Origin of the sequence: Roseomonas populi (assembly GCF_024594815.1) — a bacterium.
Taxonomy (GTDB): domain Bacteria; phylum Pseudomonadota; class Alphaproteobacteria; order Acetobacterales; family Acetobacteraceae; genus Roseomonas; species Roseomonas populi.
This window is the reverse complement of the sequence record NZ_JANJOU010000034.1, coordinates 15,261-34,587: the sequence shown is the minus strand read 5'-3', so window position 1 is coordinate 34,587 and position 19,327 is coordinate 15,261. Positions and strand designations below refer to the sequence as shown.

The 19,327-nt window shown below is 69.7% G+C and carries 20 protein-coding genes; 13 read left to right on the top strand and 7 right to left on the bottom strand.

Translation table 11 applies throughout. The annotated features are described in order from the left end of the window. Positions 1–130: 130 nt before the first annotated feature. Positions 131–850 carry a GntR family transcriptional regulator gene (locus NRP21_RS25650; protein ID WP_257719087.1) on the bottom strand — a complete coding sequence of 240 codons (720 nt, stop codon included), beginning with the start codon at positions 848–850 and terminating at the stop codon, positions 131–133. 172 nt (positions 851–1,022) lie between these two features. Between NRP21_RS25650 and NRP21_RS25645 the strand changes: the two genes are divergently transcribed. From NRP21_RS25645 to NRP21_RS25630, 4 genes are read left to right on the top strand one after another with little or no spacing between them, the layout of a single operon-like run. Continuing rightward, positions 1,023–1,889, top strand: a complete 867-nt coding sequence (locus NRP21_RS25645; protein ID WP_257719086.1) for an amidohydrolase family protein — start codon at positions 1,023–1,025, stop codon at positions 1,887–1,889. Beyond that, positions 1,886–2,908 carry an NAD(P)-dependent oxidoreductase gene (locus NRP21_RS25640; protein ID WP_257719085.1) on the top strand — a complete coding sequence of 341 codons (1,023 nt, stop codon included), beginning with the start codon at positions 1,886–1,888 and terminating at the stop codon, positions 2,906–2,908. The genes NRP21_RS25645 and NRP21_RS25640 overlap by 4 nt, the downstream gene beginning before the upstream one ends. 43 nt (positions 2,909–2,951) lie before the next feature. Next, positions 2,952–3,950: a Bug family tripartite tricarboxylate transporter substrate binding protein gene (locus tag NRP21_RS25635; protein ID WP_257719084.1), complete on the top strand. Its 999-nt coding sequence runs from the start codon at positions 2,952–2,954 to the stop codon at positions 3,948–3,950. Between the two features lie 29 nt (positions 3,951–3,979). Further along, positions 3,980–4,969 carry a Bug family tripartite tricarboxylate transporter substrate binding protein gene (locus NRP21_RS25630; RefSeq protein WP_257719083.1) on the top strand — a complete coding sequence of 330 codons (990 nt, stop codon included), beginning with the start codon at positions 3,980–3,982 and terminating at the stop codon, positions 4,967–4,969. A 20-nt stretch (positions 4,970–4,989) separates the two neighbouring features. Here the strand turns inward: NRP21_RS25630 and NRP21_RS25625 are convergent, their stop codons facing one another. The 5 genes from NRP21_RS25625 to NRP21_RS28125 all read right to left on the bottom strand — a co-directional run bounded on the left by NRP21_RS25625 (position 4,990) and on the right by NRP21_RS28125 (position 8,376). Then, positions 4,990–5,493, bottom strand: coding sequence for an aromatic-ring-hydroxylating dioxygenase subunit beta (locus NRP21_RS25625; RefSeq protein WP_257719082.1), 504 nt, complete (start codon positions 5,491–5,493; stop codon positions 4,990–4,992). A gap of 5 nt (positions 5,494–5,498) precedes the next feature. Further along, on the bottom strand, positions 5,499–6,833 hold the full coding sequence (locus NRP21_RS25620) for an aromatic ring-hydroxylating oxygenase subunit alpha (protein WP_257719081.1): 1,335 nt from the start codon (positions 6,831–6,833) through the stop codon (positions 5,499–5,501). Between the two features lie 35 nt (positions 6,834–6,868). Then, a complete protein-coding gene (locus NRP21_RS25615; protein ID WP_257719080.1) occupies positions 6,869–7,858 on the bottom strand; it encodes a tripartite tricarboxylate transporter substrate binding protein in 990 nt (329 codons plus the stop codon). A gap of 136 nt (positions 7,859–7,994) precedes the next feature. Beyond that, entirely contained in the window at positions 7,995–8,312 is a 318-nt protein-coding gene (locus NRP21_RS25610) for an FAD-dependent oxidoreductase (protein WP_257719079.1), read from the bottom strand. Further along, entirely contained in the window at positions 8,284–8,376 is a 93-nt protein-coding gene (locus tag NRP21_RS28125; protein ID WP_408639665.1) for a hypothetical protein, read from the bottom strand. The genes NRP21_RS25610 and NRP21_RS28125 overlap by 29 nt, the downstream gene beginning before the upstream one ends. Here NRP21_RS28125 and NRP21_RS25605 point away from each other — a divergent pair. Next, on the top strand, positions 8,348–8,701 hold the full coding sequence (locus tag NRP21_RS25605; protein ID WP_257719078.1) for a hypothetical protein: 354 nt from the start codon (positions 8,348–8,350) through the stop codon (positions 8,699–8,701). The genes NRP21_RS28125 and NRP21_RS25605 overlap by 29 nt on opposite strands. Before the next feature lie 619 nt (positions 8,702–9,320). On the opposite strand, the gene NRP21_RS25600 is transcribed toward NRP21_RS25605, so the two are convergent. Continuing rightward, positions 9,321–10,970 carry an ABC transporter substrate-binding protein gene (locus NRP21_RS25600; protein WP_257719077.1) on the bottom strand — a complete coding sequence of 550 codons (1,650 nt, stop codon included), beginning with the start codon at positions 10,968–10,970 and terminating at the stop codon, positions 9,321–9,323. A gap of 161 nt (positions 10,971–11,131) precedes the next feature. On the opposite strand from NRP21_RS25600, the gene NRP21_RS25595 reads away from it, so the two are divergent. The 8 genes from NRP21_RS25595 (at position 11,132) to NRP21_RS25560 (ending at position 18,820) form a co-directional block, all read left to right on the top strand. Then, entirely contained in the window at positions 11,132–12,247 is a 1,116-nt protein-coding gene (locus NRP21_RS25595; RefSeq protein WP_257719076.1) for an ABC transporter ATP-binding protein, read from the top strand. Next, entirely contained in the window at positions 12,244–13,230 is a 987-nt protein-coding gene (locus tag NRP21_RS25590; protein ID WP_257719075.1) for an ABC transporter ATP-binding protein, read from the top strand. Before NRP21_RS25595 ends, NRP21_RS25590 begins: the two co-directional genes overlap by 4 nt. A gap of 4 nt (positions 13,231–13,234) precedes the next feature. Beyond that, entirely contained in the window at positions 13,235–14,188 is a 954-nt protein-coding gene (locus NRP21_RS25585) for an ABC transporter permease (protein ID WP_257719074.1), read from the top strand. After that, positions 14,185–15,087, top strand: a complete 903-nt coding sequence (locus NRP21_RS25580) for an ABC transporter permease (RefSeq protein ID WP_257719073.1) — start codon at positions 14,185–14,187, stop codon at positions 15,085–15,087. The genes NRP21_RS25585 and NRP21_RS25580 overlap by 4 nt, the downstream gene beginning before the upstream one ends. Before the next feature lie 52 nt (positions 15,088–15,139). Then, on the top strand, positions 15,140–16,750 hold the full coding sequence (locus NRP21_RS25575; protein WP_257719072.1) for an ABC transporter substrate-binding protein: 1,611 nt from the start codon (positions 15,140–15,142) through the stop codon (positions 16,748–16,750). 188 nt (positions 16,751–16,938) lie between these two features. Further along, entirely contained in the window at positions 16,939–17,106 is a 168-nt protein-coding gene (locus tag NRP21_RS25570) for a hypothetical protein (protein WP_257719071.1), read from the top strand. Positions 17,107–17,397: 291 nt separating this feature from the next. After that, complete coding sequence (locus NRP21_RS25565; protein ID WP_408639666.1) at positions 17,398–18,006, top strand: exopolysaccharide biosynthesis protein; 609 nt, start codon at positions 17,398–17,400, stop codon at positions 18,004–18,006. A 28-nt stretch (positions 18,007–18,034) separates the two neighbouring features. After that, a complete protein-coding gene (locus NRP21_RS25560) occupies positions 18,035–18,820 on the top strand; it encodes an Ntn hydrolase family protein (RefSeq protein WP_257719070.1) in 786 nt (261 codons plus the stop codon). Positions 18,821–19,327: the final 507 nt, after the last annotated feature.

The following is a 19,327-nucleotide window of genomic DNA, read 5'->3' as shown; positions in this document are numbered from 1 at the left end:
CGGTGGCGGGCGCAGTGGTAGCCGCGAGGTGTCTGCTGAAGAACGGGTAAACGGGGCTTCTGTCTTCCGGCAATGCGGAAGACCGAATGGACAGCAGCGCGATGGCATGTCCGCCGATTTTACGACGTCGTCACCGAACGTCGCCGGACCATTCGCGGTCCGTCACAATGTCCAATGCCGCCGGCATACCGGTGAAGACATGGCGGTGCATGGCCGCAGCAGCATCGGCAATCTGGTTGCACGCCAGAAGGTCAATGATTTTGTCATGCTCCTCGGCGGCGCGGCTTTGGTGAAGGGAGCGCACCAGCATTGCGTGCCGCAGCGGCTCGGCCAGCTCCTGCACCGCGTCGAGCGCGCGCGCGAGCGGCTCGTTTCCCGCGTGCCGGTGCAGCGCGGCGTGGAAGGCGAGGTTGGCGGCGATGTACTCCTCGACCCTCCCGGCCTCACGGTGGCTCCGCATGGTCACGTTCTGCGCCCGCAGCTCCTCCAGCAGCGCCGGGGTGACCCGGTCTTTCAGCTCCTCGACCGCGTGGCGCTCCAGCAGGGCGCGCACCTCGTAGATCTGGCGCACCTCCTCCGGCGTGACGCGGCGCACCCGAAAGCCCTGGCGCGGCGCATGGGTAACGAGGCCGCGCCGCTCCAGCAGACGGAGCGCGTCGCGGATCGGCGCACGGGAGCAGCGGAACTCGGCCTGCAGCGCCTGTTCCCGAAGCGGACTGCCAGGTGGGTAGCGGCCCAGGATGATTCCCCGGCGGATCTGCTCCGTCAGGTAGTAGGGGATGGGCGGCGGCACGCCGGGCGAGGCGCCCAAGTCCACCATCGAGGGCCCCTCCACCACTCCGGCCGTCACGAACCACCTTGCTGCATCAGGCTCAGCCTCCAGCAAAACCTCATCATGTGGCCGGCACGCTGTCAAAATGGATATTGTCGACAAACGACATCTCGATTACGCTTCCCGGATGGGAAACGTCCAATGGCCGGGGAACCCGTGCCTCGAGTCATCTCGCGACTTGGCGAGCGGCGTGCCCTGGTCGGCGGGTACGGGTCCTGCCCGCCTCGCGGTTCCGCCCGGCGCTGCCGACTGCCACATCCACATCTACGACGGGCGCTTTCCTTACGACCCGGCAGCCACCCTCCGCCCTGCCCCGGCAACCGTCGCCGACTACCGCCTACTCCAGCGGCGCCTCGGCACCGGCCGCTGCGTCGTCGTCCAGCCCTCCTCCTATGGCACCGACAATGCCTGCCTTGTCGACGCGCTATGTCAGTTCGGCGACGCCGCGCGCGGCGTGGCGGTGGTGGACGCCTCGGTGCAGGAGGCGGAACTCCGGGCGCTGGACGCGGCGGGCGTGCGCGGCGCCCGCTTCAACCTCGCCCGCCCCGCGGGGGCCGATGCGGAGGCACTGGAGGCCGTCGCACGGCGCATCGCCCCACTCGGCTGGCATCTCCAGGTCCACACGCTCCCGGATGTCTGGCAGGGGCTGGAAGCGGTCCTGGGGCGCCTTCCCGTCCCGATCGTGATCGATCACCTCGGCCGGCTGCCGCAGCCCGCCGGACTGTCTCATCCCGCCTGGCCTCTGCTGCGGCGCCTCGTCGATGAAGGGCGGGCCTGGGTGAAGATTTCCGGGGCCTATCACGACACGCGCAGCGGCGCGCCGGACTACGCGGACACCGGCGCCGTCGTCCGCGCCTGGGTGGAGGCCGCGCCGGAGCGGGTGGTCTGGGGCACGGACTGGCCTCACCCCTCCGCCACGGCCGGGGAGAAGCCGGTGCCGGACGACGCGCGCCTGCTCGACCTGCTCGCGGACTGGGCGCCCTCCGCGGCACTCCGCACCCGCATCCTGGTCGACAACCCCGTCGCGCTCTACGGCTTCCCGGAGGCGCGTGCATGAGCGGCTATCCCCGCCTCCGCGTCTTCCTGACCCACACGGAGGAGGCGTTGACCGCCCAGTACCTGGAGGCCGGACTGGAGGAGCTGCGCCGCGTCGCCGAAGTCGTGCTGAACCCGACCGGCCGCGTGCTCTCCGGCGCCGGGCTCTCCGCGGCCGCGAAGGGGTGCGAGGTGATCATCGCCCACCGCGCCACCCCCGGCCTCGCCGAGACCTTCGCGACGGCGCCGGACCTCGTCGCCTTTCTCCGCGCCGCCGTGGACGTCAGCACGATCGACATCGGCGCCGCATCGGCCGAGGGCATCCTCGTCACGCGCACGGGCGCGGCCTTCGAGAACCCGGTGGCCGAACTCGCCTTCGGCATGATGATCGACCTGGCGCGCGGCGTCTCGCGGATGCGGGGAGACTACCTTGCCGGCCGCGTGCCGGCGCCGCCCCGCGGGATCGGGATGGCCGGTGCCACGCTCGGCATTGTCGGCTACGGCCGCATCGGGCGGCGCCTCGCGGCGATGGCGGGGGGTTGGGGGATGCGCGTCCTCGTCCACGATCCCTTCGCCAGCCCGGTGCCGCCGGTCGAGGTGGCCGGGAGCCTGGAGGCGCTGCTTGCCGCTGCCGACTTCGTCGTCTGCCTCGCTGTCTCCGCGCCGGGGACCGCCCGGATGTTTGATGCCCGGGCCTTCGCGGCGATGCGGCCGGGATCCTGCTTCCTCAACCTCTCCCGCGGTGAGCTGGTTGACGAGGACGCGCTAGAGGCAGCGCTGGACTCCGGCCACCTGCGCGGGGCCGGCCTCGATGTCGGGCTGGCACCGGACCAGATGCCATCTCCGCGCTTCACCGCGCGGCCGGACGTGGTCGCGACCCCGCATATCGGCGGCGTGACTCCCGAAGCGAGGATGCACCAGACCATGGACACGGTGCACCAGGTCGCCGCCCTCTCGGCTGGGCAGGTGCCGGGCGGGGCTTTGAACGCGGAGGCGGCCTTCCGGCTGGCGCACCTCGCCGGGCGCCGTGGAGGCGCGTGACACAGGGGCACGGCAGAGGCGCCGCGAGAGGAGAGGGAACATCATGAACGAAAGCAGTCGGCGCGGCCTCCTGAAAGCCGCCGCCCTTGCCGTGGCCGCCGGAGGCACGCCCCTGGCCGGCGCCCGGGCGCAGGGTGCTGCGTCCTGGCCCTCGCGCTCCGTGCGCCTTATCTGCGCCTTCGCCGCGGGCGGGAACACCGATCTTGTCGCGCGCATCGTGGCCGAGCGGCTCTCGGCCACGCTCGGCCAGTCGGTGGTGGTGGAGAACCGCACAGGTGCGGGCGGGATGATCGGGGCCGAGGCCGCCGCCCGCAGCGCGCCGGACGGCTACACGCTCTTCCTGGGCTCGCTCAGCACCCAGTCGATCCATGTGAGCCTCTACGAGGGCCGGCTGCCCTACGACCCCGTGGCCGACTTCACGCCGATCTCCCGCACCACGGTCGGCACGCACATGTTGATCGTGCACCCTTCCGTGCCCGTGCGGAGCGTGGCGGAGCTGGTAGCCTATGCGAAGGCGCGGCCGGGCGAACTGGCCTACGCCTCCGGCGGCAACGGCACCAGCACCCACATCTGCGGCGAGATGTTTCGCCAGTTAGCCGGAATCGAGCTGCTACACGTCCCGTTCCGCAGCACCGCCCCCGCTTCCACCGCGCTGGTCGCCGGACAGGTGCAGATCATGTTCGACTCCTTCTCCTCGGCCATGCCCCAGGCGCGGGCGGGGCGCGCCACCGGGCTGGCCGTGACCTCGGCGCGGCGCCAAGCGGCCGCGCCGGAGGTTCCGACCATGGCGGAGACCCTTCCAGGCTTCGAGGCGGACACCTGGGATGGCGTGTTCGGCCCCGCGAAGCTGCCACTAGCGGTGGTGGAGCGGGTGGACGCCGCGGTGCGGGCGGCGCTGGCGGATCCCGCCCTGGCCGCGCGGCTGACCGAGCTGGGCCTGCAGCCCTTCCCGGCCGGGCCCGCCGAGTTCGCGGCCTTTCAGCGGAGCGAGATCGAGAAGTGGGGCCGCGTGGTGCGCGCGGCGAACATCAAGCCCGACTGAGCGGGCGGGAACGACCGGGAGAGACGGGCATGCCGACCCTGAACCGCCGCACGATCCTCGGGGCCGCCCTGCTCGCGGGAGGGGCGTCCAGCACCGGGCGAGGCCTGGCCCAGGAGGCGCCGCGCTGGCCCACCCGGCCCATCCGCCTGATCATCGCCTTCGCGCCGGGCGGCTTCACCGACATCGCCGGGCGCGTGCTGGCGGCCTCCCTCTCTCGCGCGCTCGGGCAGCCCGTGGTGGTGGAGAACCGGCCGGGCGCGGCCGGGTTGATCGGCACCGAGGCGGCCGCGCAGGCCTCGCCCGACGGCTACACGCTGTTGCTCGGCACGATCAGCACGCACGCGATCAACGTAGGCCTCTACAACCAGCTTCCCTACGATCCGATCCGGAGCTTCGTGCCGGTCTCGGGCGTTGCCAGCGGGCAGCTTGTTCTCGTCGTGCATCCCTCGGTTCAGGCCAGGACGGTGCCGGAGCTGATTGCCCTGGCCCGCGCGCGGCCCGGCGAGCTCACCTACGGCTCCGGCGGAACCGGCACGACCAGCCACCTCGCCGGCGAGCTGTTCAAGTCCATGGCGGGTGTGAACCTGCTGCACGTGCCCTCCCGCAGCCCTGCGCCGGCCTCTTCCGCCCTGCTCGGCGGGCAAGTGGACGCCATGTTCGACACGGTGGCCAGCGCCCTCCCGCAGATCCGCTCGGGCGGGCTGCGCGCGCTCGGCATCAGCTCGATCGAGCCGGCGCCGGAACTTCCGGACGTGCCGCCGGTCGCGCAGGCCCTGCCGGGCTTCGAGACCGGCACATGGGTCGGCCTCTTCGCGCCGGCAGGCACGCCGGCCGCCGTCGTCGCGCGCATCGACGCGGCGACGCGGGACGTCCTGGCCGCCGGAGAGACGCGGAGCCGCCTGGCCGAGCTCGGGATGCAGCCTCTCGTCGCGGACTCCCGATCCTTCTCAGATTACCAGCGCGGTGAAATCGCGAAGTGGGTCGGCGTGATCCGCCGCGCCGGCATTACGCCCGATTAGGCCGCGGGGCGGCAACGCCCTCACACGCTGTAGAAATCTAGGGCTGTCGGGATCATGTCGTTGGTCAGCAGCACCGTCTTGCGCGCGATCCGCCAAGCGCCGTCCGCCCCGCGGCGGAACAGGTGCTCGTAGCGCCCGAAGAACATGTGTGGGCGGGAGACGCGCGGGTCGTAGCCGTGCACCGTCCAGCTCGACGTCGCCTCGATCGCGTCCTCCGCCAGCCGCACCGGCAAGATGTTCGTCACCATGTGGACGGTGCGGGGCAGCGGCAGCGCCGTGACCGACTTGCGCGAACGGATCCGCATCACCCGCTCCTCCAGCCCCGCACGGGAGTCATGGTAGATGAGGGAGACCTCGCGGTCCGGATCGGACGTGACCTTGTGCTCGTCCAGCCAGGCCGGGATCCAGAACACGGCGTCCTCGGCGTAGAGGGCGAGCCAGGCATCCCATTCCTGCCGGTCCAGATGCAGCCCCTCGCGGTAGAGCAGCCCGGCGCAGATCGCGGCCGCCTCAGCATCAGCCATCGCGCTCACGCCTCCGCCCCGCGCAGCATCAACCGGCGCCACTCGCGGTAGCCTGCGTGGAAGCAGGTTTCGTCGCCGAAGGTGACAGGGCCGCGCGCCTCGGCAAGCGGGGCGATGCCGATCCCGGACACGAGCGACGGTGCCGCTGCCGCCCCACCCATCCCGCGCGCGTAGCCCTGGGTCCAGCCATCTGCGTCGGCCGCGTAGCCGGACTGGCAGTACTCGTACATCACGTTGTCGTCCGAGGTGGCGAGGCCAGTGGGGTTGAAGAAGTCCTCGTACTGCCGGATCCGCAGCCGCCGCGCCTCCGCCTCCTCCCCGATCGGGGCCAGGCAGTGGGAGACCATCTCCGTCCGATCCGGCGCCAGCGGGCGCCAGGTGCGGAGCTGGAGCGAGACAATGTCGATGATCTGCAGGTTGGGGAAGATCGTCAGGTTGCGCTGGCGCAGCATCCACTTCGCTCTCTCCTCCCCCACTCGCGCCCGCACCTCCTCCAGCCGTGCCCGGTCGAAGGCGAGCGGGCGCAGGCCGCGTGGGGGATTGCGGATGGACCACATGACGGAGTGGCCGTGGGCGAAGCTGAAGCTGCCCTGCTCCTCCGGGTCCGGCTCCGGCGGGGCCTTCACCGCCGGCGGGTTGCGCTTCGCCCGCTGGGCCAGCACGTCCATGTAGGAACTGTGGGTGGAGGCGAAGTGGTAGAAGTCCAGCCCGTTCTCGAACTGCAGCTTCCAATTGCCGTCATAGGTGTAGTTCACGGGCCCTGGCACGAATTCCCACCCCGTGCTGCTCTGGTCCAGGACGAGGTCGAGCATGCCCCGCGCCTCGCCCAAGTGCTCCTCCAGCGCGGGCACGTCGGGCGAGAGGCTGGCGAAGAGCAAGCCGCGGTAGTTGCCGAAGCGCGCCACGGGCATCAGGTCGTGCCCCTCAGCGTCGAATGCGTCCGGGTACTGCCCCGTCGCATGGTCGGTTACCAGCGTGTTGCGGCCCGCGCTGTCATAGGCCCAGCCGTGATAGCGGCAGACATGGAACTTAGCCCGGCCCTTACGGAAGGGGCAGACCACCGCGCCGCGATGGCGGCAGGTGTTGAGGAAGGCGTGAACAAGCCCATCCGAATCCCGTGTCACCAGCACGGGCTGCCGGCCGATATGGGTGGTGAAGAAGTCGTTCGGCTTCGCGACCTGGCTTTCCAGCCCCACGAAGTTCCAGGTTCCCTCGAAGACGCGCTCCATCTCCTGCGCGAAGACCGCGGGGTCGCGGAACAGGTCGCGGTGGATGCGGAACACCCCGTCGGCGGGGCGGTCGTCCACCAGCTCGGCGGCGGTCCTGTGATGATGGCTCATGCAAGCACCCGGATGGGACGAGAGGGGTTCGGAGGTCAGTCGAGCACGATCTTCGCGGCGCGGGCTACGTCCCGCCACTTCGCCATCTCACCCTTGAGGAAGGCGCCAAAGGCGGCGGGTGTGCCAGGTGCCGGATCAACGCCGAGCGGCACGACTTGGCGGCGGAAGCCCTCGGAGGCGGTGACGGCGCGCAGGTCGGAGGAGATCGCCTCCACCAGCGCCGGCGGTGTGGCCGCCGGGGCGATCACGCCCTGGAAGGCGACCGAAACAAAGCCGGGCAGGGTCGCCGCGATGGTAGGGACCTGCGGGGCGTCGGGCAGTGGCGCATCGCCCGCCACCGCCAGGATCTTCAGCCGCCCGGCCTCCACATGCGGCCGCACGGAGCTCCACAGGTCGAACATCACGGGCACCCGCCCGGCCAGCACATCGGTCAGGGCCGGCGCGCTACCGTTGTAGGGTACATGCTCCATCGCGATGCCGGTCCGCTGCTGCAGCAGCGCCCCGGCCAGGTGGCCAGCCCCACCAGGGCCGGGCGAGGCATAGGCCAGCGGTTCCCCCCGGCGCCTCGCGTCAGCCACGAGTTCCCCCAGCGTGTTCGGCCCGAAGCCGTTCCCGGCAACGAGGACGAACGGCGAGGTGACGAGCATGCCAACCGCGGCGAAGTCGGCCCCGGTATCGTAGGGCATCCGCTCCTTCACCGCGGGGTTGATGACGAAGGGGTTGGTGCAGATGCCCAGCGTGTAGCCATCACCCGTGGCGCGGGCGATGGCGAGAGTGCCGACGATCGTGCCGCCACCCGCGCGGTTTTCCACCACCACCGGCTGCTTCCAGCGGTCGCCCAGCGCTTCCGCGACCACGCGCGCGATCACGTCGGTGGGCCCGCCCGCGGCGAAGGGCACGATCATCCGCACGGGCCGCGTCGGGAAAGCCGCCTGCGCCCGGGCCGCGCCTGGGGGCAGGAGCGTCGTTCCGGCGCCCAGCGCCGCCGCCCGCAATGCCGCGCGCCGCGTCCACCTCAGCGTCATGCCGCCCTCCCCTTCGTTTTTTGTGCGCCGCATCACGAAAGTCCCGCCGGCCACCGCAGGCGGATCGCCCTGTAGAGCATGACGCCGTCACGCCCGTTGTCGAGCGCCATGGGCCCGGCGGAACTGGCCGGCCGGATCAGAACATCATGCAGCGGCCTCTGCCAGCGGCAGCTCCGCCCCGCAGCAGTGCGTCGCGCACCCGGTCGGAGACGAGGTCCGCGACCGCACCCTGTCCGGCGGCCGCCAGCGCCGCCGCCGCGCCGGCCGCCTGGCCCATCGCCATCACCGGCGGCATCTGCCGCAGGCCGGAAAGCGCGACATGGGTGGCGGACATGCCGCGCCCGGCCACCAGCGCGTTGTCGAGCGAGACCGGCACCAGCGCCCGCAGGGCGATGGTGTAAAGGTGGTCCGGCCCGCCCACGCGCTCAAAGCGGTTGCCCGTGCCGTTGGCCATCGTGGATACCGATGGGGAAGGCGCAGAGCCCGATCGTGTCCTCGAAGACCCGCCCCTGCCGCATGTCCTCCTCCGTCACCACCACGTGGCCGCGCACCCGCGCCACCCGCCATCCCCTGTACCGGGTCGGCCGCTACAATGCCGCGCCAAAGGATGACCTGCTGGCGGCAGTAGCGGTCCCGATCGTCGCCAGGGGGCGCCTCCTCGGCGCCGTGACCATCAACTGGAACCGGGCCGCCCTGGACGAGGCCGCCATGATCCGGCTGCACCTGGGCAAGCTGCTGCGCGCAGCGAATGGCACCGCCAGGGATGCTGCGGAGCTGGGGGTCCTGGACATCTTCCCAGGAGAGGCAGCGGAATGGCCCGTCCGGGAGAGCGGGCGGCGTTGATTGTTCCGCGTACCTGTTGAGCGACGTAGCTGCCTCAGCCCGTCCTCTACTTCGGACGGCAACTGAAAGGGGCTATTCAAGACGCCCCCACAACTCTTGCCGGATGGAAATGCATGAAATGGCATGATGGTCTGCGAGCTTTGCGGGTTCGGCTAAGCTGCCGGGATCATGGATCTCCTGCATCCTCGCCTTCGTATGACACGGCGCCGGGATGCAAGCAGGCATTTGAGCTTGCTTTCCCTTCCGCTAGTCGGGGTTCTCGAAATCGATTGCTGCCCGGCCTCAGCGGCTAGTTCTCGACGCGGCGCATTCGCATTGATTCAGACGACTGCATTTACAATCGGTGATGACGATCGGCAGGCTTCAGGAACGGCGGAACCGCCCTGATCGTCTCAGGCGACTGCAAGGGTAGGGTTGGACGCTTTACTCGGAAACCCCCGCATCAGGACGGTGTAGCTGCAACCAGACGGAGGTCCAGGGGCCTCAAGCCTTTGGCTCAAGACAAACTCTTCGCGTTTGCCCGGGGGTTCCAGGGGGTGGTGCCCCCTGGTCCCGGACAGCCCAGGGCAAAGGTTCCCGGGTTTCAGCCGGCGAACCCATGCCATCGGGCGATGCCTCTCTAGTTCATCGCCATGGTCGCGATGTCGATGAACCAGCTGCGCGGCTGCACGACGCCCGTCACGCGCGGGGAGATGGCGCGGGGGCCGACGTCATGCGCCACCCAGAGGAAGGGGGCTTCCTCCACAATGCGCTTATGCAGCTGGGCCAGGGCCGCGTCCCGCTGCGCCGCCTCGAAGCTCGTGCGCGCGGTCTGCACCAGGCCGTCAAATTCGGGGCTGGTGAAGTAGCCCCAGTTGTTGGAGGCCGGGGGCAGCGCGCTGGTCGCCACGAAGCGGACCATACCGAAGAAGGGGTCCATGGCGGCGAAGCTGATGTTGGTGGCGTTCGCCCCGCGCGCGCCGGGAGCCTTCGCGCCCTCGCGCCAGCCGTTGAAGATGGCGTTCCATTCGCCGACCTCCAGCTGGACGTCGAAGTGGCAGGCGCGCAGCGCCTCCTGCAGGAACTCGTTCATCGGCAGGGGCTGCATCTGGCCTGAGCCGGAGGCGGAGGTGAGCACCTTCACCACGGCGCGGCGATTCGGGCCGTAGCCGGCCTCTCGCATCAGCCGCTGCGCCTCGGCCAGGTCGTAGCGGATGTCGAAGGAAGGATTGCCCCACCAGGGATGCCCCGGTGGGTAGGTGCCCTTGGGGATCTCCATCTGCCCGGCCAGAAGGGTCTTCAACTCCTCACGGTTCACGCAGAGGTTCGCGGCGTGGCGCACGCGCCGGTCGGTCCAGGGCGAGTTCTCCAGAAAAGAGAACTGCCAGGGCCAGACATGGGGCTGGGCATTCTGGTAGGTCCGGAAGCCGCGGCCGGTGATCTGGGGCAGGGCGTCCGGCGCCGGCGCCTCGATCCAGTCCACCTGGTTGCCTAGCAGGGCGGCGGTGCGGGTGTTCGCCTCCGGGATGGGCAGCAGCACGACGCGGTCGATCTTCGGGCGGCGCGCCGGGTCCCAGTAATCCCGGTTCGCCACCATCTCGAACCGCTCGCGCGGGACCAGCCGCACGCCGCGGAAGGGGCCAGTGCCGGAAGGCTCGGCGGCGAAGGCGGCCCAGGCCTGGTTGGAGCGCTGCCGCGCATCCGTCACCCCCGCCGGCACCGCCGCCAGCTTCGCCGCCCAGTGCGCGGGAGAGGCCATGAAGAGGTTGGTGAGGTTGATCGGCAGGAAGCTGTCCGGCTCGCTTGTCGTCAGCTCCACCTCGTACTCGGAGACGGCGCGGGCGGAGCGCAGCGTCGGCATGCGGCTGGCGGTCAGGCCCACCTGCGCCGGGTCGTAGTGCGGCGCGGACTGGTCCAGCACCTTTTGCACGTTCCACACCACCGCGGCGGCGTTGAAGGGACTGCCATCGTGGAACTTCACGCCCTGGCGCAAGGTGAAGCGCCACTTCGTCTTGTCAGCCTCGTCCACGCGCCATTCGGTGGCCAGACCGGGAATGATGACGGAGGGCTTGTCGGCCGAGGACAGGTCCCAGTTCACCAAGCCATCATACATGGGGATGCCGGTGAAGCGGTTGCCCTCGAAGCCCTGGTCCGGCTGGCCGGAGGTGCGGGGAATGTCGGCGGCCGTCATGCCGATCCGCAGCACCTTCTCCTGTGCCAGGGCAGGGCCCATCAGGCCGACGAGCAGGGCGCCGGCCGTCAGCAGGGCTCGTCGCGTGGTCTTCCTCATTCCGCTTCCTCTCGGTGAGTGCTGGTTCGCGGACAGGCGACGCAAGTTCGATGCCAATGATTACGGAATGGTCATGGCACGGAGCTTGCTGCGCCTGTGCCAAGGGCCGCCCGAGCCATGGGCGGGCCACGAGGCGGAAGACCGGAAATGACGACGAGCCGATGTTGCCTGTCGGATGGCGGGATAGCCGTGGCGGTGGTGGCCGGCGCCGCGCCGGGCGCGGCATGACGGAAGCTGCCGCCACGCTGGAGCCCCTGCCGGATATCGGCGGCCCCGCGCAGCCGCTCCTGACGGTACGCGGGCTGACGAAGCACTTCCCGCTGAAATCCGGCTTTTTCGGCCGCGGGGCCGGGGTGGTGCAGGCGGTGGACTCCCTCGACTTCGAGGTTCGCAAGGGCGAGACGCTCGGGATCGTCGGGGAATCCGGCTGCGGCAAGTCCACCACCTCCCGCCTCGTCATGGCGCTGATGCAGCCGACGGCCGGCGAGGTGGTCTTCGATGGTAGGGCGGTGGGCGGGCGCGAGCTGCCGCTCAAGGAGTACCGCCGCCAAGTGCAGATGGTGTTCCAGGACAGCTACGCCTCGCTCAACCCGCGCCTGACGATTGAGGAGTCCATCGCCTTCTCCCCGGAGGTGCACGGGCTGGCGCGCCACGACGCTCGCGCCCGCGCACGGGACCTGCTAGCCGCCGTGGGGCTGAACCCCGATGGCTTCGCGCGGCGCTACCCGCACGAGCTCTCGGGCGGGCAGCGGCAGCGCGTGAACATCGCCCGCGCCCTGGCGCTTCGCCCGCGGCTGGTGATCTTGGACGAGCCGGTCTCCGCCCTGGACAAGTCAGTGGAGGCGCAGGTGCTGAACCTGCTGCAGGACCTTAAGGCGGAGTTCGGTCTCACCTACATCTTCATCAGCCACGACCTGAACGTGGTGCAGTACATGTCGGACCGCGTGCTGGTGATGTACCTGGGCAAGGTGGCGGAGGTGGGGCCGGTGGAGGCCATCTACGCCGCCGCCGCCCATCCCTACACTGCCGCCCTGCTGGCCAGCCGTCCCTCCATGGACCCTGACCTGCGCCGCACGGAGCCGCCGCTGACGGGCGATCCGCCCAACCCCATCAACCCGCCCGCCGGCTGCCGCTTCCATACGCGCTGCGGCTTCGCGGAGCCGCTCTGCTCCGCCACCGTGCCGCCCCTGCACGCCGCCCCAGCCGGCCAGCAGGCGGCCTGCCTGATGGTGGTACCGGAGAGCGGGCATAGCCGCGCCCCGAAGGTGGCCGCATGAACGAACCCCTGGTCCATGTGCGCGACCTGCATGTGCGCTTCGTCTCCCGCGATGCCACGGTGCACGCCGTCAACGGCGTCTCCTTCGATCTTGCGGAGCGGGAATCCCTGTGCATCCTCGGGGAGAGCGGGTCGGGCAAGTCCGTCACCCTCCGCGCACTGATGGCGCTGAATCCGCCGCGGCGGACGAAGCTCTCCGGCACGGTGCGGGTGGGTGGGCACGACATCATCGCCGCCTCCGAGCGGAAGATGGCAGATATCCGCGGCAGCACCGTCTCCATGATTTTTCAGGAGCCGATGACGGCCCTGGACCCGGTTTTCACCATCGGCCGCCAGATCGCGGAGACGGTGATGCGGCACGAGGACGTCTCCCGCGCCGCCGCCGAGGCGCGCGCGCTGGAGCTGCTGGAGCTCGTGCAGATCCCCAGCGCCAAGCGCCGCCTGGCCGCCTATCCGCACGAGCTCTCCGGCGGGCTGCGCCAGCGCGCCATGATCGCCATTGCCCTCTCCTGCCGCCCGAAGCTGCTGCTGGCGGACGAGCCGACCACGGCGCTGGACGCCACGGTGCAGATCCAGATCCTCCTCTTGCTGCGCCGCCTGCAACAGGAAATGGGCATGGGCGTGATCTTCGTGACCCACGACCTGGGCGTGGCGGGCGAGATCGCGGACCGCGTGGCCGTGATGTACGCCGGCAAGTTCATCGAGGAAGGCCCGGTGCGCGGCCTGATGCGAAACCCGCTGCACCCCTATGCCCAGGGCCTGCTGGGCGCCACCGTCCATGCGGGGATGCGCGGCGAGCGGCTGACCACCATCCCTGGCGCCCCGCCCAACCTGGAGCGCGTGCCCCAGGGATGCGCCTTCGCCCCGCGCTGCCCGCATATGCGGGAGGAGTGCCTGCCGAAGGTGCCGGATTCCCGCAGCCCCGTCCCTGGCCACGCCGCGCGCTGCGTGCTGGTGCCGGACGCCATGTCCCAGGCGGCCTGAACCCATGTTCTTCTACCTGATCCGCCGCATCCTCTACGCCATCCCCATCGCGCTCGCGGTCGGGCTGGTGTGCTTCATGCTCGTCCAGATCGCGCCGGGCGACCCGATCAACGCCATCGTGCCCGCCGACGCCCCGGCGGAGGTGGTGGAGCAGGTCCGGCGCGACTACGGGCTGGACAAGCCGCTGCCCGTGCAGTTCGCCCTCTGGCTCGGGCGCGTGGTGCAGGGCGACCTCGGCCGGTCCCTCGCCACCGGGCGGCCTGTCACGGCGGATCTCCGCTCGGCGGTGGGCAACACGCTGATGCTGGCCCTCGTCGCCGCCTTCATCGGCTTCGCCATGGGCTCCATTCTCGGCACGATCGCGGCGGTGTTCCGGGGCAGCGTGCTGGACAAGCTGGCCGTAGGCCTGGCGGCCGCAGGCGTCTCGATCCCGCACTACTGGTTGGGCATGGTGCTGGTGGTGTTCTTCAGCGTCACCCTGAACTGGCTGCCCGCCATGGGCGCCGGGCCCGGAGGTTCCGGTGCCTGGGAGTGGAACTGGGCGAATATGCAGTTTCTCGTGCTGCCCGCCGTTACGCTCTCCGTCATCCCCATGGGCATCGTCACCCGCACCGTGCGCGGCGTGGTGATGGAGCTTCTGGCGCAGGACTTCGTGACCACCCTGCGCGGCAAGGGCTTGCGGCGGGGCGGGATCGCGCTGCACGTGCTGAAGAACGCCGCATCCTCCGTGCTGGCGGTGATGGGGCTGCAGCTGGGCTATCTCATGGGCGGCTCCATCCTGGTGGAGACGGTTTTCTCCTGGCCGGGCACGGGCTTCCTGCTGAACAGCGCCATCTTCCAGCGGGATCTGCCGGTGCTCCAGGGCACCATCCTCGTCCTCGCCATCTTCTTCGTGGTGCTGAATCTCGCGGTTGATCTAGTCCAGACCGCGCTCGACCCCCGGATCCGCCGCGCATGAGCACCGCCATCACGCCCGCCGCCATCGCCGTGCCGCAGCCAGCGCCCGCCCGCAGCCGGGGCTACTGGGCCGGTGTGGCGCGCCGCCTCTCGCGCGATCCGGTCACGCTGTTCTTCGGGGCGGTCCTGCTGCTGATGGCGCTCGCCATCCTCTTCGCGCCCCTGCTGGCGCCGCACGATCCCTATCAGACCAGCATGATCCGCCGCCTGCGCCCGATTTGGTTCCAGGACGGCCGCTACCCGCTGGGTACGGACGAGCTGGGGCGGGACATGCTGACGCGGCTTCTCTACGGCGGCCGCCTCTCCTGGTTCCTCGGCATCGCGCCGGTGCTGATTGCCTTCGCGATCGGCGGCACGCTGGGAGTGGTCGCGGGCTTCGCGGGCGGCTGGGTGAACATGCTGATCATGCGGACCACGGACGTGTTCTACGCCTTCCCCTCCGTGCTGCTGGCCGTGGCCATCTCCGGCGCGCTGGGGCCGGGCATCTCCAACGCGATGCTCTCGCTCACCCTCGTCTTCATCCCGCAGATCATCCGCGTGGCGGAGAGCACCACCACCTCGGTCCGCAACCTGGACTACGTGGAATCCGCGCGCGCCAGCGGCGCCGGGCCGTTGACGATCGTGCGTGTGCACATCCTGCCCAACGTGCTCGGGCCGATCTTCGTCTATTCCACCAGCCTCATCAGCGTCTCGATGATCCTGGCCTCGGGCCTCTCCTTCCTCGGCCTCGGCACCAAGCCGCCGGAGCCGGAATGGGGGCTGATGCTGAACACGCTGCGGACGGCCATCTACACACAGCCGCTGATCGCCATGTTGCCGGGCGTCTGCATCTTCGTGACCAGCATGTGCTTCAACATGGTCAGCGACGGGCTGCGGACGGCGATGGACGTGCGGGGGTAAGTTCCGGCACGACCGTTGCTTGAGGGTTCCAGACCTCTCACCGGAGCCCTCCATGACCTTGTCGCGCCGCGCCCTGCTGGGTGCCACCGGCCTTGCCACGCTGCCTTCCGGCCTGATCATCCCACCGGCGATGGCCCAGGCGGAGCGCGTGCTGCGCTACGGCATCTCCATGGCCGACATCCCGCTCACGGCCGGCCAGCCGGACCGCGGCGCGGGCGCCTACCAGTTCACGGGTTACACGATCTACGACCCGCTGGTGGCCTGGGAGATGGACGTGGCGGACCGGCCCGGGAAGCTGGTGCCCGGCCTCGCCACCTCCTGGGAGGCCGATCCCGCTGACCGCAAGCGCTGGACACTGAAGCTGCGCGAGGGGGTGAAGTTCCACGACGGCTCGGCCCTCGACGCCGACGCGGTGATCTGGAACTTCGAGAAGGTGATGAACCCCCAGGCGCCGCATTTCGACAACCGGCAGGCCGCCCAGGTCCGCCCGCGCCTGCCCTCGCTCGCCGGCTGGAAGAAGCTGGACGCGATGACGGTGGAGCTGACCACCAAGGCGGTGGACAGCCTCTTCCCCTACCAGCTCCTCTGGTTCCTCGTCTCCTCCCCCGCGCAGTACGAGAAGCTCGGCCGCTCCTGGGACCGCTTCGCCGCCGAGCCCTCCGGCACCGGCCCCTTCCGCCTGGCGCGGCTGGTCCCGCGGGAGCGGGCAGAGCTGGTGAAGAACCCGGCCTACTGGGACCCCAAGCGCATGGCGAAGGTGGACCGGCTCGTGCTGGTCTGCGCGCCGGACGCGGTCACGCGCAGCAACGCGCTGCTTTCCGGCCAGGTGGATCTGATCGAGACGCCGGCGCTGGACATGGTGGACCAGCTCAAGGCCGCCGGGAACCGGGTGGTGGAGAACGTCACCCCCCATGTCTGGAACTACCATCTCTCCTTGCTGGAGGGCTCGCCCTGGCGCGACCTGCGGCTGCGGCAGGCGGCGAACCTCGCCATCAACCGGGACGAGATTGTCCAGCTCCTCGGCGGCCTCGCCAAGCCGGCGGCGGGCGTGGTGGACCCGGCCTCACCCTGGTTCGGCAATCCCTCCTTCAAGGTGCGCTACGCGCCGGACGAGGCACGCCGGCTGGTCCAGGCCGCCGGCTTCGGCCCGCGCAACCCGGTGAAGGCGAAGTTCATCATCGCCACCGGCGGCTCCGGCCAGATGCTCTCCATGCCGATGAACGAGTACATCCAGCAGGCCTGGAAGGAAGTCGGGATTGAGGTGGAGTTCCAGCCGGTGGAGCTGGAGGTGCTCTACACCGCCTGGCGCAATGGGGCGGCGCACGAATCCATGCGCGGCATCTCCGCGAATAACGTGGCTTACGTCACCTCGGACCCGCTCTACGCCCTGGTGCGCTTCTTCCACTCTAACCAGGTTGCGCCCACGGGCGTGAACTGGTCCCACTACAAGGACCCGGAGACGGACAGGCTGATCGATGGGGCAACCCAGTCCTTCGACCCCGCGGAGCAGGACCGGCTGATGGCCCGGGTGCACGAGCGGGTGGTGGACCAAGCGCTGCTGGTCTTCGTGGCTCACGACACCAACCCGCACGTGCTGGGCAGGAATGTGAGGAGCTACGTTCAGGCCCAGCACTGGTTCCAGGATCTTACAACTCTGGCCTGAAACGTCTTGGATCCGGGTCGGCACTTGTCATACCGCGATGCTCCGCAGAGCGCTCGCGGGCGGTGGGGAGTGTTAGACCCGGATTCGCTGCGCGCCGAGCGGAGACATGGCAGTCAGCCGCGGACCTCCCCAACACGGTTCTCGCGAAAGCAGGCGCGCTCATCAGCAACGCAGCAGCCCTGGATCCCGTGACGGCCCTGCTTGCGTTGCCCTGCTCAATGGTCGGAACGAGCGCGGCGAAGCGTCTCCTGGAGACGATGACGGACCTGCAGATTCGCCGCCGGGCCAATCGGCTGATCGCCGCGATCGCGGGGTACTACGTCGTCCAGGGGACCGTGTTGCATTCGCTCCGCTGATGCTCATTCTGGCCAGCAGCACTTGATGTGACCAGACGGGCTGATGCTAAGGGCTGCTTGGCTGCGGAGCAGGCTCCGAAGTCGGCCGTCCATCTCTGACCACCTCTGCCCTTCCGCTCCGCGTGCAGGCCAGCGGGTCGGATGCCGACACTGACCTTCCCCAGAGCGGACAGCGCCGTTCCGGGCAGAACTGAGGGCCGATGGCTGTGGAGGCACCGATGACGTCGGCGGCCCCTTCCCGGCGTTAGTGCACCGTCCATTCAGCCGACGGTATGCGATCGGAGGCACCCCATCCTGCAGACCGGCCCACAGGCGCGCCAGCCGACCTCCGTCATCCTGGCGGACCTCGCCCTGCATGCACCGCCCGAGCACGTAACGCTCGACTGGCTACTCCGCGGCCTGGGGGACCGGTCATTCGGAGTGATCCTCCTGCTTCTGGCACTCCTCGGCGCCCTGCCCGGCGTCTCGGTCGCAGTTGGCCTCCTGCTGCCCATCCCGGCCTATCAGATGCTGCGGGCCCATCCCGGCCCGGTCTTTCCGGGTGCAGTGGCGGCGCGCCCCATCGCGACCCGGCCGCTCGCCCGCCTCGTCCGCGGCGTCGTCCCGGTCCTCCGCCTCCTGGAGAAGGTCGTCCATCCCCGCTGGACTACGCCCTTCGAGGCCACGAAGCGTGCGGTCGGCGCGGCCGTGCTTCCGGTGAGCCTCGGCTTCTTCGTTCCGCTGCCACTCAGCAATATCGCACCGGCCCTGGTCGTCGCCCTGATCGCCTTCGCCTATCTCGAGAGGGATGGTCTCCTCCTCCTCGTCGGGCTCCTGACCGCGCTGGCCGTCGTCGTCGGCGCGGCTCTCCTGGCCTGGGAGACGCTGAGCACGACGGGCTGGGTGCCTGGCCTGCTCTAACCCAGCCCCCTCCAAGAGGAGCCCTACCATGACGATCATCGTCTCCGTGAAGATCAACGACGGCGTGGTCATGGCCGCCGACAGCGCCGGCACCATGGCCAGCGGGCAGGTCTATGCCCACGCGAACAAGATCACGAACCTCTATGAGGGCCTGCCGATCGGCGCGATGTCCACCGGCGCGGGCGGCATCGCCAACGAGTCCGTGGAGACCCTGCTGAAGGACCTGCGGCGGCGCTTCTCCGGGCTCGACCCGGAGCATGCGGACTGGCGGCTGGATCCCGCCGCCTACACCCTGGAGGAGGTCGCGCGACGGCTGCGGGCCTTCATCTTCGAGGAGAAGGTCCTGGCCTGCGGTGAGGGCACCGCCCTGCAGCTGCGGGTCTGCGGCTACTCGGCCGGGCGTCCGCTTGCCGAGGTATGGGAGGTCAACATCGTCGACCGCACCTGCCCGGCGCCCCGCTGCATCATGGGCGAGGACGGGTTCGGCGTGCTGTGGGACGGGCAGTACGAGGCGCTCAACCGGCTCATCCTCGGGACCGGCTTCGAGATCGGGGCGGCGCTTGCACGGCACGGCATCCCCGAGGATCGGGCGGCGACGTTACAGGCCGATCTGGTCGGGGACCTCTACGCCACGCTCTCGGCCCCGGCCATGCCGATCCAGGACGCGATCGATCTCGCGCGCTTCCTCGTCGAGACCACCATCGGCTTCGTGCGCTTCGCGGTCTTTCTGCCGAAATCCGTCGGCGGGGCGGTGCAGATCGCCGCGATCACCAAGCACGAGGGCTTCCGTTGGGTGCAGCGGGCCAAGAGCTGAACTCAAAACCTCGTCCACCACCGCCGTCGCCCGCCGGTCCATATCAGGGCCCGAGAACTCGTGGCGGGCGTGGTACTGAAACCATGGCCGACTTCATCCTCGCCGGCGCACATTGCCCGTTGCAAGAAGGTACGGCACACCCAGTTCCTCCAGCGTGTCCAACGCTCCCTCGGTGAGGTCCAGCGCCTGCTCCGCTCTCGGAGCCGGGCCAATACCTCAGCCACAGTCCGGCACAACCACCCCTCCATCTCGTCAGCGATCACGTACTCGTCCTCGCCGAGAAGGCTTCGGAGGCCGGGAGCGGAACTTCAGGATCAGGCATGGAGACGCACGTAACTGGCCGGTGAAGAAGGGGAGAGTTGAGGTTCGAGGTGCAGGCCTGTGCTTTTGAGACACATTCCCGGCCAGCCTAAGATGCAGCTAGAGCCCTCCCGCTGCGTTCTATGTTGCAACGAAGGGGGTGCGCCGTGCCGTGATCCTGTCGCTAAGATGCGCCAGCCCTTCAGC

Coding starts and splice junctions, on each gene's coding strand:
- NRP21_RS25640 (WP_257719085.1), top strand. CDS start 1,886: ATGAGCGGCTATCCCCGCCTCCGCGTCTTCCTGACCCACACGGAGGAG.
- NRP21_RS25635 (WP_257719084.1), top strand. CDS start 2,952: ATGAACGAAAGCAGTCGGCGCGGCCTCCTGAAAGCCGCCGCCCTTGCC.
- NRP21_RS25630 (WP_257719083.1), top strand. CDS start 3,980: ATGCCGACCCTGAACCGCCGCACGATCCTCGGGGCCGCCCTGCTCGCG.
- NRP21_RS25625 (WP_257719082.1), bottom strand. CDS start 5,493: ATGGCTGATGCTGAGGCGGCCGCGATCTGCGCCGGGCTGCTCTACCGC.
- NRP21_RS25620 (WP_257719081.1), bottom strand. CDS start 6,833: ATGAGCCATCATCACAGGACCGCCGCCGAGCTGGTGGACGACCGCCCC.
- NRP21_RS25615 (WP_257719080.1), bottom strand. CDS start 7,858: ATGACGCTGAGGTGGACGCGGCGCGCGGCATTGCGGGCGGCGGCGCTG.
- NRP21_RS25610 (WP_257719079.1), bottom strand. CDS start 8,312: ATGGCCAACGGCACGGGCAACCGCTTTGAGCGCGTGGGCGGGCCGGAC.
- NRP21_RS28125 (WP_408639665.1), bottom strand. CDS start 8,376: ATGCGGCAGGGGCGGGTCTTCGAGGACACGATCGGGCTCTGCGCCTTC.
- NRP21_RS25600 (WP_257719077.1), bottom strand. CDS start 10,970: ATGAGGAAGACCACGCGACGAGCCCTGCTGACGGCCGGCGCCCTGCTC.
- NRP21_RS25595 (WP_257719076.1), top strand. CDS start 11,132: ATGTTGCCTGTCGGATGGCGGGATAGCCGTGGCGGTGGTGGCCGGCGC.
- NRP21_RS25590 (WP_257719075.1), top strand. CDS start 12,244: ATGAACGAACCCCTGGTCCATGTGCGCGACCTGCATGTGCGCTTCGTC.
- NRP21_RS25585 (WP_257719074.1), top strand. CDS start 13,235: ATGTTCTTCTACCTGATCCGCCGCATCCTCTACGCCATCCCCATCGCG.
- NRP21_RS25580 (WP_257719073.1), top strand. CDS start 14,185: ATGAGCACCGCCATCACGCCCGCCGCCATCGCCGTGCCGCAGCCAGCG.
- NRP21_RS25575 (WP_257719072.1), top strand. CDS start 15,140: ATGACCTTGTCGCGCCGCGCCCTGCTGGGTGCCACCGGCCTTGCCACG.
- NRP21_RS25560 (WP_257719070.1), top strand. CDS start 18,035: ATGACGATCATCGTCTCCGTGAAGATCAACGACGGCGTGGTCATGGCC.